Here is a 12,064-nt window from a genome sequence, read left to right on the forward strand (position 1 = left end):
ACGCGATCAGGTCGAACGAATAACCTTTCGTCTATCTGTAAACAATGTGAACAGATGTACCTCGACGCGGCGGCGCGCGTCTTCACCGAAGGGACGATCAGGTGATCGCAGACCTCTCCACCCGTACCAGAAGACTCTTGTCGTTGTTCGTCGCCCTGGTCGTCGCGATGACGGCCGGTGTCGCGCTCAGCGCGTCGCGAAGCGCGCAGGCCGCGCCGACGTTCAAGGTCCTGGCCTTCTACAACGGCACCTGGGACGCCGCGCACATCGACTTCGTCAAGGACGCCCGGACCTGGTTCCCACAGGCCGCCGCCCAGCACGGCTTCTCCTGGGAGGCCACCAACAACTGGAGCCTGCTGAACACCTCCAACCTGGCCCAGTACAAGGTCATCATGTTCCTGGACGACGCGCCGCCCGCCGCCCAGCGGGCCGCGTTCCAGCAGTACGTGCAGAACGGCGGGGGATGGCTGGGCTTCCACGTCAGCGCGTTCACCACCAACCCGTCGAGCTGGAGCTGGTACTACAACACCTTCCTCGGCACCGGCTCGTTCCAGACGAACACCTGGGGGCCGACCCGGGTCACGATGCGCGCCGACAACCGCACCCACGCCGCGACCCGCAACCTGCCGGCGACGTTCCAGTCGTCGATCAGCGAGTGGTACTCCTGGAGCAACGACCTGCGGCAGAACCCCAACATCGACATCCTCGCCTCGGTCGACCCGTCCAGCTTCCCGGTCGGCACCGACCCCAACCAGTCCTGGTACGGCGGCTACTACCCGCTCGTGTGGAGCAACCGGCAGTACAAGATGCTGTACGCGAACTTCGGCCACAACGCGATGAACTACAACACCAACACCGGGCTGTCGTCCACCTTCGACAGCCCGCAGCAGAACCAACTGCTGATCGACGGCCTGCACTGGCTCGCCGGCGTCAGCAGCACGCCCCCGACGACGCCCCCGCCGTCCGACGGCATCTCGCCGACCGCCTGGCACACGGTGGTCAACCGGGGCAACGGCAAGTGCGTGGACGCCCGGGCCGCCGCCAGCGCGAACGGCACCGCCATCCAGCAGTACACCTGCAACAACAGCGCCGCCCAGCAGTACCAGTTCGTGCCGACCAGCGGCGGGTTCCTGCGGGTCAACAATCGCAACAACAGCGCGCAGGTGCTCGACGTGACCGACCGGTCGACGGCCGACTCGGCGCCGATCCAGCTCTGGAGCTACAGCGGCGGCAACAACCAGCAGTGGCGGGCCGAGTCCGAGGGCAACGGCTACTACCGCCTGGTCAACCGCAGCAGCGGCAAGTGCCTGGACGTGCCGGGGGCGTCCGCAGCGGACAGCGTCCAGCTCATCCAGTACACCTGCAACGGCACCGCCGCGCAGTCGTTCCGCCTGGTGGCCATGTCATAACTCCGCTGTAGCCTCGCGGCCATGGCGATTCCCGACCTGGTGCCGATCGCGCACGAGCCCGACTACCGCACCAGCACCATCGGCCACTACGACAAGGGTCAGTTCTTCGGCTCCGTCACCGCCACCCTCACGGACGGTGCCGGAGCCGAAGACGACTGGTACCGCCACAAGCGCTGGTACGCGGTGCTGCACCGGTTCGACGCCGACGGCGCGCACACCGACTCGGACATCTGGTTCGCCGGCACCAGCGAGACCGAGGACGCCTCCATCGACCGGGCCGAGGCCCGCCTCAACGAGTGGCTGGACGCGCTGCCCGGCCGGCACTTCGCCGACATCGCCATCGCACTGTTCCAGGTCGAGGTCGACGGGCACGTCTTCGGGCTGGTCGACTGGTCCCACGAGTACGACGGCGCGGACCACGCCGAGTTCCTCCCCGACGACCTCGGGTTCGACCCGCCCTGGGACGGCTGCTACGACACCTGACCCGGCCTGTCGTTGAGCCGCCGGCCCGTTGCCGCCGGCCCGTTGCCGCCGGCCCGTTGCCGTCGGTCCATCGGCCTCGGCCCGCTGTGTTGTGCTCCTGTCGAGCTGCCCCATTTATGGGGCAGCTCGACAGGACCTGCGGGCGACAGGGTCGCCGGAACAGGCCGCGCCGCGCCGACCTGGATATCCATTGCGGACGCGCCGCCGCCCTTCTACTGTCCTCGGTGCAAGGTCGAGAGCAACCACGAGGGGAGTACGCCGTGTCGCGACGCGTCCGCACCGATGCCGCCCGGCGTCCGCTTCCTGCCGACGGTTATCCGCTCACCACACCCACGACCACTGCCTGTAACCCCTTGCGGGGCACCGGGCCGGGGTGGCGCGCCTGACGACGACGCTCACGCGTCCGCCGGCCGCCCCTCCCCACCGGGACCGGGCGGCCTTCTCGTATGCGCACGTCGCTGCCCGGCCACCGACAGCCTTTTCTGATCGATATCGGTCACCCGCACCACCGAAGGAGACCATCATGGGATTTACTCCTCTCGCCGGCACCCGGGCTCCGGTCCGGGTCTGGACCGACCCGTACGCCATCGAGGCGCAGGCCGCCAAGCAGCTGCGCAACATCGGCGCGCTGCCCTGGGTGCAGGGTGTCGCCGTCATGCCCGACGTGCACTTCGGCAAGGGCGCCACGGTCGGCTCGGTCATCGCCATGCGGCAGGCCGTCTCGCCGGCCGCGGTCGGCGTCGACATCGGCTGCGGGATGTCGGCGGTACGTACCTCGCTGACCGCCGCCGACCTGCCGGACGACCTGGCCGCGCTCCGGTCCGCGATCGAGGCCACCATCCCGGTGGGCTTCGCCCAGCGGCAGGACTCGGTCGACACCCGTCGGGTCCGTGGCCTGGAGCAGGCCGGCTGGGACGACTTCTGGGGCCGGTTCGCCGACCTGGACCGGCGGGTGGCGCAGCTGGAGACGCGGGCGCGGCGGCAGCTCGGCACCCTCGGTGGGGGCAACCACTTCATCGAGGTCTGCCTGGAGCAGGGTGGGCCCGACGCGGGCCGGGTCTGGCTGATGCTGCACTCCGGGTCCCGCAACATCGGCAAGGAACTGGCCGAGCGGCACATGGCTGTGGCCCGGGGCCTGCCGCACAACGCCGACCTGCCCGACCGGGACCTGGCGGTGTTCCTCGCGGGCACGCCGGAGATGGACGCGTACCGGCGGGACCTGTGGTGGGCGCAGGAGTACGCGCGGCGCAACCGGGCCGTCATGCTCGCCCTGCTCTGCGGTGTGGTGCGGGAGCACTTCCCGCAGGTCGGCTACGACGAGCCGATCTCCTGCCACCACAACTACGTTTCCGAGGAGAGCTACGACGGGGTGGACGTGCTGGTCACCCGCAAGGGCGCGATCCGGGCCGGCCGGGGCGACCTGGGCATCATCCCCGGGTCGATGGGCACCGGGTCGTACATCGTTCGCGGCCGGGGCAACACGGACGCGTACTGCTCGGCGTCGCACGGTGCCGGGCGGCGGATGTCGCGGGCGCAGGCCAAGCGCACGTTCAGCACCGACGACCTGGCCGCGCAGACCGCCGGGGTGGAGTGCCGCAAGGACGCCGGGGTGGTCGACGAGATCCCCGGCGCGTACAAGGACATCACCGAGGTGATGGCCCAGCAGGAGGACCTGGTCGAGGTGGTCGCCCACCTCAAGCAGGTGGTCTGCGTGAAGGGTTGAGGGGTCGCGCGGGCCGGGTCACCGGCCCGCGCGGCACAGCGTCAGAAGCCGACGAAGACCCGGCGCAGGTCGTCGAGGGTCACCGCGCCGACCACCTCCACCCCTTCGGGGGTGTGCTGGGCGCCCAGCCGCCCGGTGGCCAGCCGCAGCCACGCCTCGGCCGGGGCCACCAGCTCACCGTCGGGACGCTCCGGCGCGTCGACGATCTCGACCGTCTCGCCCAGCCGCAGCCCGAACGTCCGCTCGGGCGCGTGCAGCCGGACCAGCAGTGTCGCCTCCCGCCCGGCCAGCTCCTGCGGTCGGCTGGTCCAGGACAGCATGCCGCCGATCTGGTCGAGCAGCAGCGCCACCGCCTCCGGCGTCACCGCCGCGAAGGTGTTGAACGCGACCTCGGCGTCCCACTGGTGCAGGGCGAACTCGCTGAGCCGGAACCGGCCAGCGGTGGCCACGTCGACAGGCTCCGGGAGGAAGCCGAGGTCGATCCGCAGCGTGGCGCGGGTCTCGGCGTCCAACGCCTCGTACGCCTCGACCAGCCGCTCGTTGGCGGCAAGGAACCCGGCGGCGTGCTCGGCCGGGGACATCGCGTCCCAGCGGGCCCAGACGCCACGGTTGAAGTCCCCGTCCGGGGCGGGCGCGCCGGTGCGGGCGGCGTCCAGCGCCGCCAGGTTGATCTCGGCGCCGCTGCCCAGGTGACTCAGCACCTGGGAAACCTGCCATTCGCTGGCTCCCGACGGGCGGAGCAGGTCGTCTTCCTTGAGGTCCCGTACGAGCGCGGCGAGCTCCTCGTGGCCCGCGCGCAGAGCCGTGATGATCTGGTCAGCTGGGGTGGACATGGATCTCCTCAAACGGACTTTCGACGATGGTCGGGACGTTACCGGAAGCGGCCGTCGGCCGGTCCGTCCCACGCTCGGGGCGGTCCGGCCGACGGCCGTGTCGGTCAGCTCAGCCCATGTGCACTGTGGTGCCGGTCGGGATGTCCTCCTTGCGCACCTTCACCAGGAACACAGTGGCCAGGCCGGCGAGCACGATCAGCACCGCGCCCCAGGCGAACGCCACGCTGTAGCCCTGCACCAGCGCCTCGACCTGGTTGACCGGGTTCGGGGCCCGTCCGACGAGGTAGGTGGCGACAGCGCTGGTGTAGAGGGTGTTGAGCAGCGCGGTGCCCAGCGAACCACCGATCTGCTGGGTGGCGTTGAGCGTCGCGCTGGCCGCGCCGGCGTCGTGCTCCGGCACCCCGACCAGGGCCAGGCTGGACAGCGGGACGAAGGTGAAGCCCAGCCCCAGGCCCAGGATGACCTGGGCGGGCAGCAGGTGGGTGAGGAACGACGTGTTCACGTCGATCTGGGTCAGCACCACCATGCCCACGGCGGCGAGCGCCGAGCCGGCGACCATCAGGGGCTTGGCACCCAGTCGCGGCATCAGCTGGCTCGCGCCACCGGCGGCGATCAGCACACCCGCGGTGACCGGCAGCGACGCCAGACCGGCTTCGAGCGGCTTGTACTGCAGCACCACCTGGAAGTAGAAGGTCAGGAAGAGGAACGCCCCGAACAGGCCGGCACCGATCAGCGTGGAGGTGAGGAACGCCCCGCCGCGGTTGCGGTCGAGGATGATCCGCAGCGGCAGCAGCGGGTGGCTGGAGCGCATCTCGATGACCACGAAGGCGGCGAGCAGCGCCACACCCGCGGCGATGAAACCGAGGGTCGCGGTGGCGTCCCAGCCGTCCTCGGCGGCCTTGGTGAAGCCGTAGACCAGGGAGACCAGGCCGGCGGTGACCACGATCGCGCCGGGTACGTCGTAGCGCGTGTTGCCGTGCGCCCGGCTCTCCGGCACCAGCGGGAGCGCGAAGGCGATGGCGATAGCGGCGACCGGGATGTTGACCAGCAGGCACCAGCGCCAGTCGGCGTACTCGGTGAGCACCCCACCGAGCAGCAGACCGACCGCCGACCCACCGCCGGCGATCGCGCCGTACACCGCGAAGGCCTTGGCCCGCTCGGTGGCCTCGGTGAACAGGACGGTGAGCAGTGCCAGCGCGGCCGGGGCGAGCAGTGCGCCGAACGCGCCCTGCAGTGCGCGGGCGGCGAAGAGCATGCCGCCCGTGGTGGCGAGGCCGCCCAGCGCGGAGGCGAGCGCGAAACCGGTCATACCGACCAGGAAGGTGCGCTTGCGCCCCCAGTAGTCGGCGATCCGGCCGCCGAGCAGCAGCAGACCGCCGAACGCCAACGTGTAGGCGGTGACGACCCACTGCCGGTTCGCGTCGCTGATGCCGAGGTCGACCTGGGCCTGCGGCAGCGCGATGTTCACGATGGTGGCGTCCAGGACGACCATCAGCTGCGAGACCGCGATCACCGCCAACGCGATCCAACGCCGCGGGTGCGGCGTGCCTGTCGACGTCCCGGCGCCGGGCGCGCCGGGGGCGGTCGAGGTGGTTCCGGGCATGGTGAAGCCTTCCGTGTTACGAGATGTCGGTGAATCAGGCCTGGGACGGGCGGTCGTGCTGGTAGCGGAGTACCGGGATCAGCACCTGGTCGACGACCTGGGTGAGGAACGCGTCGTCGGCGGGTAGGCCGTGCGCGACGATGCGGGACATGGTGAGCGCGGGCGCCAGATCGTGGAACAACTCCCGTTCGCCGGCCTCCGGCGGGATCTCCCCCCGGGCGGCGGCGCGGACCAGGATGGCGGTGCTGGCCACCCGCCCGGCCGGCAGCACCTGGTGGCGCACCAGACGTTCCAGCTCGGGGTTGGTCCGCATGGCGAAGGTCAACGCCTGCATGAGGTCGCAGTCGGCCGCGCAGATCGCGACAGTGGCCCGCAGCAGCTCGATCAGGTCGCCGCGCAGCGAGCCGGTGTCGGGCGGGTTGTGCACACCCACCTGCCGGTCGCGCAGGGCGGCGACGACCAGTTCGGCCTTGCCGTCCCAGCGGCGGTAGATGGTGGCCTTGCTGACGTGGGCGCGAGCGGCGACAGCGTCGATCGTCAACCGGTCGTAGCCGACCTCGCGCAGCAGGGCGATGACCACGGCGAACAGGTCGGTGTCGGTGCACCGCGGAACACGAGCCGCCGGTACCCCGGCGCTCGTACCCACCTGCTGACCATCCAGCATCCCCGAAGACCCCCGCGAAACGATGTCGTACTGACACTAGTTCGCGGTCGCCCGTACGTGCAGGCTTTCGTGAGTTGCGTCGCATGCTGGCCGCAGAACGATTGCGTTTCCACGGGGAGGCCGGCGGATGAACGAGCGCGGTCAACCGCCCGGTGCGAGGAGCACCGGCACACTCGTCGTGTTGATCCGTGAACCGTCGCGCGCGGACACCTCGTACACCTCGATCGTGCCCTTCTGCTCCCGGGCCGTGCGCCAGCCGACCAGCACCCGGTAACCGCCCCGACAGCCGCTGCCGCAGCTGGCCGTGCCGAACCCGGTGGCCACCTCCCGGCCGGCGGAGTCCAGCACCCGGACGCTCACCGTGGCCTCGAACACGTCGGCGGTCCCGGTGACGACGAGTGGCGTGGTGACACGTTCGCCGGCGGTCGGCCCGGTGACCACTATCGGCGGCAGCAGGTCCGCGTAGTCCGCCCGCCCGACCGGGGCTGCCCCGTCGAGGCGGACCCGGCGCACGGTGGGGAACTGGGTGAGTGTCCACACCACCTGGGCCTCGCGGAGTCGCCGCTCCGCACTGTCGCCGGACGGGGCGCGCAGGGTCGCCGTGCCGTCGGTGATCCGGGTGACCTCGACGTCGGCCGGGACGAGGGTGCGCAGCCCACCGGCGGCCTCGGCCGGCGTCGGGCCCCGGGCCAGCTCGGTCAGCGCCAGCCGGGACGTGGCCACGGTGGCTGGCCGGGACCGCCTGGTCGGTACGAGCAGCCCGGCGCGGACGAACCACAACTCCACTGTCACGGTGCCCCCGGCAGGACTGCTCGTCGGCGACGACGGGCTGGTCGAGGACGGCTTCGGTGGATCCGTCGGCGGGGTCGGCTCGGGGCGCTCGGAGGCCGCGGCGCCGGACGGCGTGACGACCACCGGCGCCGCGCCGGTCGGCGCTGCCGTGGGCGCCGGGCCGAGCGCTCCGGAGCGCGGGCTGCCACACCCGCCGACGAGCAGCGCGGCGACGAGCGTCGCCCCGGCGACACCGCGCGGGCTCATGCCGCACCGTCCGCCGGCAGTTCCAGCCGGAAAGAGGCACCGGCGTGGGGTCCACTGCGGACGGTCAGCACCCCACCGAGCAGCGCGGCGTGCTCGCGCGCGATGGCCAACCCGAGCCCGCTGCCCGGCGCCGAGCGGGACCTGTCGACCTGGTGGAAACGGTCGAACACCAGGGACAGGTGCTCCGCCGGGATGCCCGGCCCCTGGTCGGTGACCTCGAAGACGACCAGCGGGCCCACCCCGACGACGGTGGCCCGGATCTCCCCGCCGCCGTGCTCGACGGCGTTGGCGACCAGGTTGGCCAGCACCCGTTCCAGCCGACGCCGGTCGGTGCGCAGGGTGACGACGTCGCCGCCGACCAGCACCCGATCCGACCAACCGCGCGCGGCCACGATCCCGTGCAGCAGCGCCGACGCGTCGACCGGCCCGACCTCCAGCTGCTCCCGACCGGCGTCCAGTCGGGAGATCTCCATCAGGTCCTCGACCAGCCGGCGCAGCCGGACCACGTCGTCGACCAACAGCCGCGCGGCCGGCCGGGCGTCGTCGGGCAACTGGTCGAGGTGCTCACGCAGCAGCGACGCCGCCGCCACCAACGACGTCACCGGGGTACGCAGCTCGTGCGCGACGTCGGCGGTGAACCGCCGCTCGCGGGACTGCGCGGCCGACAGTGCCCCGATCTTCGACTCCAGTGCCTCGGCCATCTCGTTGAACGTCGCCGCCCAGACGCTGAACTCGTCGCGCCCGCGTACCGGCAGGCGGGTGGCGAGCAGGCCCTCGGTGAGCGCTCGGGCGGCCCGGCTGGCCCGGCCCACCGGCTCCAACGTGCGTCGCGCCAGCGCGTGACCGACCCCGGCGGCGAGCAGCACCACGAGCACCCAGCCCGCCACCAGGGCGGTACGCAGTTGACCCAGGTCGCTGGCGACGTCGTCCTCCACGGTGAGGACGTACAACTCGGCGGTCGAGCCCGGGATGCGCCCACCGACCACGAGCAGCCGGGGACGCTGCGCCGGGGCGGAGCGCTGGTAGCCGAGCTGCCCGCCCGCGACCGTGGCCCGTAGCCCGGTGCCCAGCTCCGGGGCGTACGCGGGGTGCGAGGCGCGGGCCGGGCCGTCGACGAGCACGACGTGCCGGCCACTGGCCTCGAAGCTGGTGAGCAGGTCGGCGCTGCGCTGGTCGGTCAGGGGGAGGAACTGCCCGGCGAGGACGAGTTGGTAGCGGGCGTCGGCGGCGGCCTCCCGCAGCGACGCGTCCCACCAGGACTGCCGCAGCAACAGCCCGGTCCCGCCGGCGAGCAGCCCGGCCGAGACGCCGGCGACCAGGATGAACGCGACGGTCAGCCGGCGCCGCAGGCGGCCCGGGGGCACCGCGCGTCCGGCCATCGCCGTCCCTCCCGTCAACCCGTCGACAACTTGTAGCCGGCGCCGCGCACGGTCTGGACCAGCCGTGGCCGCGCCGGGTCCTCCTCGACCTTGGCGCGTAGCCGTTGCACTGCCACGTCGACGAGCCGGGAGTCACCCAGGAAGTCGTGGTTCCAGACCAGGTGCAGCAGCAGATCCCGGGTGAAGACCTGGCCGGGTCGACGGGCCAGCTCCAGCAACAGGCGGAACTCGGTGGTGGTCAACGCCACCTCCCGGCCGTGCCGGCGGACCACGAAGCCGCCGGGGTCGATCTCCAGGTCGCCGACCTCGATGAGCGTCGACGGGACCGGCGCGCTCACCCGACGCAGCACCGACCGGACCCGGGCCACCAGCTCGGGCAGGTCGAAGGGCTTACGGAGGTAGTCGTCGGCACCACACTCCAACCCGACCACCACGTCGATGGTGTCGGTGCGCGCGGTCACCATGAGGATCGGCACCTGACTGGTCCGCCGGATCTCCCGGCAGACCTCGAGGCCGTCCAGAACGGGCAGCATGATGTCGAGCACGATCAGGTCCACGGGGCGGGCCCGCCAGGCCGCCAGGGCCTGCCGTCCGTCGACGGCGCTCTCGACCCGGAAGCCGGCGCGGCGCAGCCCGAGGACGGTGACCTCCCGGATGGAGGCGTCGTCCTCGACCACCAGCACGCGGCCCTCCATCACCTGAGGGTAAACCCGTCGCCACGCTGCGCAGCCTGCCGAAACGGCTGATCCCAGAGACCAGGCAGCCCGTCTACGAAGCACCGTCCAACCGCTACGGTCAGATGATTTCGGCACCCCTCGACCAGCTCACACGAAAGGGCACGACGTGCAACGTCATGGCTGCGTGATCCGACTCCGCCCGGACCAGCGGGAAACCTACCTGCGGCTGCATGCCGAGGTCTGGCCGAGCGTCGAGCAGACGCTGCGCGAGGCCAACTTCCGCAATTACACCATCTTCCTGCACGGCGACCTGCTCTTCGGCTACTACGAGTACGTCGGTGACGACTACGAGGCCGACCTGCGGTTCATCGCCGCCGACCCGCAGACGCAGGAGTGGTGGAAGCTGACCGACCCGTGTCAGGAGTCGATCGCCGAGCCCGGCTCGGGGGACTGGTGGGCTCCGATGCGCGAGGTCTGGCACCTGACCGACGAAGCAACCGCGGGGGCATCCGGCCAGGCCTGACGCCGGGCTGCTCGGCCGGCTCCCGCCGGTCGGACGGCAGGGGAGCCCCTGCTCGACGGCGTCGCCGGTGCAGGGGCCCCTCATCGATGCCTTGTCGCTGACTACCGGGTCATCCGATGAATCGGACACGCCTAGGGCAGCCACCACGGCGCGAAGTACGGCGCCGACGCTCCCTCGGTCGCGAAGGACCACCCGCCCGCCGGTGCGCTCTGCAGCCTGACGACGACGTTCGCGACGTAGGCCGAGCTGACCGGGGTGAAGTCGACGTCGTTGTACCAGGTCCTCCCGTTCGGGGCGCAGAATTCCGACGCGGTGTCGGTGTAGGGCACCACCACGCCGTTCTGGTAGGTGACGACCATCTGGACCCGGACGCACTCGCCGGACGCGTTGTTGATGTAGATGCGCCCGAGCAGCCGAGGCTCCCAGGTGCCGTTGACGAGATCCCACTCCAGCCGACCGTCGGCCTTGGGATCCCCGGAGACGTTGCCCAGGTCGCCGTCGCCGAAGTCGAAGTGCCGCTCGGTGATGGAGAACCGGTCGGTCCGCTGCACCGCAGCCTGCGCCGGGCTCGCCCCGACCAGCCCGAGTGCGCACGCCACCAGGGGCACCGCCAGGAGCCGGGTCGCCGTTCTGCTGATCCGCATGTCTTCCTCCTCGATCGCGCCGCGACCACTGCGCGGCGTCCGACATCGAGTCTCGGCAGGGGCCTCAGAGTCGCGTCACGATCCGCTCCGGGTGGCGACTCGGCGCGGGCGCACCGTGACGCCACCCTGAGGTCCGCCCGGACCATGGTGATGCCCGGCCAGAGTGGACCGGCGAGAGCGAGGGAGCGACATGCGCACGGTGGACATCGCACGACGGACGGCGGCGGGCGCCGTCGCCGTCGCGTTGGGTACGACAGCAGGGGCGGCCACACCGGACCGGCCCGCCCACGCGGGAGGTTTCGCACCGGTACGGGTCGCGGAGGCCAGCGACAGCGACGGAAGCGTGACCAAGGTCGTCACCGCGACCTGCCCGGGGGCGCTCTCCGTCTTCGCGGCGGGCGCTCGGATCGTGAACGGAAACGGCGGTGTGGTGCTGACCGCGATGGAGCCTGACCCGGAGCTGACGTCGGTGACCGTCACCGCGACAGCCCGGACGGGGCACGCGAGCGCATGGTCGGTGGTGGCCTACGCCACCTGCGGCTCGTCGACGAGCCCACCGGTGCGGGCGACGGCCACCGTCGGATCGGCGTCGACGGCGGAGGTGAGCTGCCCGGGCGGCACACTGTTGGTCGGCACCGGCTTCCGCCTCCAAGGGCCGGCGGACCAGACGTACGTCGACGAGGTCGCCTTCGGCCCCGGACTGCGGACGGTGCGGGTGCACGCCGGCGGTACCGCCGAGCCGGCGAGTCTCACGGCCGTCGGCGTCTGCAAGGAGCCCACTCAACCGACCGGGCCGCCCGGCGTCCGCGTCGAGGCCACCAGCGGGCACGACGGCACGTGGCCCAAGACGGTCGTCACCGCCGATGCCGGCCCGAACGCCCACGTGTACGGGGTCGGCGCGCGCGTGACGGGCGCGGGTCACTTCTTCCTCAGCGCGCTTCTCCCCAGCGCGACCCTCCGCCAGGCGGGCGCCGAGGCCGTCCGGGCGAGTCAGCTACCGGGAGCGGTCGCCGCCCGGGACGATGCCGAGGGGGACGGTGAAGGCTCGCTCACCGTGTCCGCCCTGGAGTCGGCCGTCTTCCACTGAC

At 71.7% G+C, this 12,064-nt stretch carries 12 protein-coding genes; 5 read left to right on the top strand and 7 right to left on the bottom strand.

Annotation, left to right across the window (positions count from 1 at the left end):
• Positions 1-101 precede the first annotated feature (101 nt).
• The 3 genes from O3438_RS03365 to O3438_RS03375 all read left to right on the top strand — a co-directional run bounded on the left by O3438_RS03365 (position 102) and on the right by O3438_RS03375 (position 3,615).
• Positions 102-1,409, top strand: coding sequence for a ThuA domain-containing protein (locus O3438_RS03365; RefSeq protein WP_269678524.1), 1,308 nt, complete (start codon positions 102-104; stop codon positions 1,407-1,409).
• A gap of 21 nt (positions 1,410-1,430) precedes the next feature.
• Positions 1,431-1,892 carry a hypothetical protein gene (locus tag O3438_RS03370; protein ID WP_269678525.1) on the top strand — a complete coding sequence of 154 codons (462 nt, stop codon included), beginning with the start codon at positions 1,431-1,433 and terminating at the stop codon, positions 1,890-1,892.
• 523 nt (positions 1,893-2,415) lie between these two features.
• Positions 2,416-3,615 carry an RtcB family protein gene (locus tag O3438_RS03375; RefSeq protein WP_269678526.1) on the top strand — a complete coding sequence of 400 codons (1,200 nt, stop codon included), beginning with the start codon at positions 2,416-2,418 and terminating at the stop codon, positions 3,613-3,615.
• A 41-nt stretch (positions 3,616-3,656) separates the two neighbouring features.
• On the opposite strand, the gene O3438_RS03380 is transcribed toward O3438_RS03375, so the two are convergent.
• The 6 genes from O3438_RS03380 to O3438_RS03405 all read right to left on the bottom strand — a co-directional run bounded on the left by O3438_RS03380 (position 3,657) and on the right by O3438_RS03405 (position 9,827).
• Positions 3,657-4,448 carry a maleylpyruvate isomerase family mycothiol-dependent enzyme gene (locus tag O3438_RS03380; RefSeq protein ID WP_269678527.1) on the bottom strand — a complete coding sequence of 264 codons (792 nt, stop codon included), beginning with the start codon at positions 4,446-4,448 and terminating at the stop codon, positions 3,657-3,659.
• 109 nt (positions 4,449-4,557) lie between these two features.
• Positions 4,558-6,051 (bottom strand): MFS transporter, encoded by a 1,494-nt coding sequence (locus O3438_RS03385; protein ID WP_269678528.1) that lies wholly within the window; start codon positions 6,049-6,051, stop codon positions 4,558-4,560.
• Between the two features lie 34 nt (positions 6,052-6,085).
• Positions 6,086-6,697 carry a TetR/AcrR family transcriptional regulator gene (locus tag O3438_RS03390; protein WP_269678529.1) on the bottom strand — a complete coding sequence of 204 codons (612 nt, stop codon included), beginning with the start codon at positions 6,695-6,697 and terminating at the stop codon, positions 6,086-6,088.
• A 159-nt stretch (positions 6,698-6,856) separates the two neighbouring features.
• Positions 6,857-7,753, bottom strand: coding sequence for a Gmad2 immunoglobulin-like domain-containing protein (locus O3438_RS03395; protein ID WP_269678530.1), 897 nt, complete (start codon positions 7,751-7,753; stop codon positions 6,857-6,859).
• On the bottom strand, positions 7,750-9,132 hold the full coding sequence (locus O3438_RS03400; RefSeq protein WP_269678531.1) for a sensor histidine kinase: 1,383 nt from the start codon (positions 9,130-9,132) through the stop codon (positions 7,750-7,752). Before O3438_RS03400 ends, O3438_RS03395 begins: the two co-directional genes overlap by 4 nt.
• A 14-nt stretch (positions 9,133-9,146) precedes the next feature.
• The gene (locus O3438_RS03405; protein WP_269678532.1) at positions 9,147-9,827 is read right to left on the bottom strand and encodes a response regulator transcription factor; all 681 of its coding nucleotides are present in this window, start codon (positions 9,825-9,827) and stop codon (positions 9,147-9,149) included.
• Positions 9,828-9,993: 166 nt separating this feature from the next.
• Between O3438_RS03405 and O3438_RS03410 the strand changes: the two genes are divergently transcribed.
• Positions 9,994-10,332: an L-rhamnose mutarotase gene (locus O3438_RS03410; protein WP_269678533.1), complete on the top strand. Its 339-nt coding sequence runs from the start codon at positions 9,994-9,996 to the stop codon at positions 10,330-10,332.
• Between the two features lie 131 nt (positions 10,333-10,463).
• Here the strand turns inward: O3438_RS03410 and O3438_RS03415 are convergent, their stop codons facing one another.
• The gene (locus O3438_RS03415) at positions 10,464-10,976 is read right to left on the bottom strand and encodes a hypothetical protein (protein ID WP_269678534.1); all 513 of its coding nucleotides are present in this window, start codon (positions 10,974-10,976) and stop codon (positions 10,464-10,466) included.
• Positions 10,977-11,166: 190 nt separating this feature from the next.
• On the opposite strand from O3438_RS03415, the gene O3438_RS03420 reads away from it, so the two are divergent.
• A complete protein-coding gene (locus O3438_RS03420; protein WP_269678535.1) occupies positions 11,167-12,063 on the top strand; it encodes a hypothetical protein in 897 nt (298 codons plus the stop codon).
• Position 12,064: the final 1 nt, after the last annotated feature.

The sequence above is a fragment of the Micromonospora sp. WMMC250 genome (assembly GCF_027460215.1).
Taxonomy (GTDB): domain Bacteria; phylum Actinomycetota; class Actinomycetes; order Mycobacteriales; family Micromonosporaceae; genus Micromonospora; species Micromonospora taraxaci.

Excerpts from the sequence above, each read along its gene's own strand:
- O3438_RS03370 (WP_269678525.1), top strand. The coding sequence starts at position 1,431 with ATGGCGATTCCCGACCTGGTGCCGATCGCGCACGAGCCCGACTACCGC.
- O3438_RS03375 (WP_269678526.1), top strand. The coding sequence starts at position 2,416 with ATGGGATTTACTCCTCTCGCCGGCACCCGGGCTCCGGTCCGGGTCTGG.
- O3438_RS03380 (WP_269678527.1), bottom strand. The coding sequence starts at position 4,448 with ATGTCCACCCCAGCTGACCAGATCATCACGGCTCTGCGCGCGGGCCAC.
- O3438_RS03385 (WP_269678528.1), bottom strand. The coding sequence starts at position 6,051 with ATGCCCGGAACCACCTCGACCGCCCCCGGCGCGCCCGGCGCCGGGACG.
- O3438_RS03395 (WP_269678530.1), bottom strand. The coding sequence starts at position 7,753 with ATGAGCCCGCGCGGTGTCGCCGGGGCGACGCTCGTCGCCGCGCTGCTC.
- O3438_RS03400 (WP_269678531.1), bottom strand. The coding sequence starts at position 9,132 with ATGGCCGGACGCGCGGTGCCCCCGGGCCGCCTGCGGCGCCGGCTGACC.
- O3438_RS03405 (WP_269678532.1), bottom strand. The coding sequence starts at position 9,827 with ATGGAGGGCCGCGTGCTGGTGGTCGAGGACGACGCCTCCATCCGGGAG.
- O3438_RS03415 (WP_269678534.1), bottom strand. The coding sequence starts at position 10,976 with ATGCGGATCAGCAGAACGGCGACCCGGCTCCTGGCGGTGCCCCTGGTG.
- O3438_RS03420 (WP_269678535.1), top strand. The coding sequence starts at position 11,167 with ATGCGCACGGTGGACATCGCACGACGGACGGCGGCGGGCGCCGTCGCC.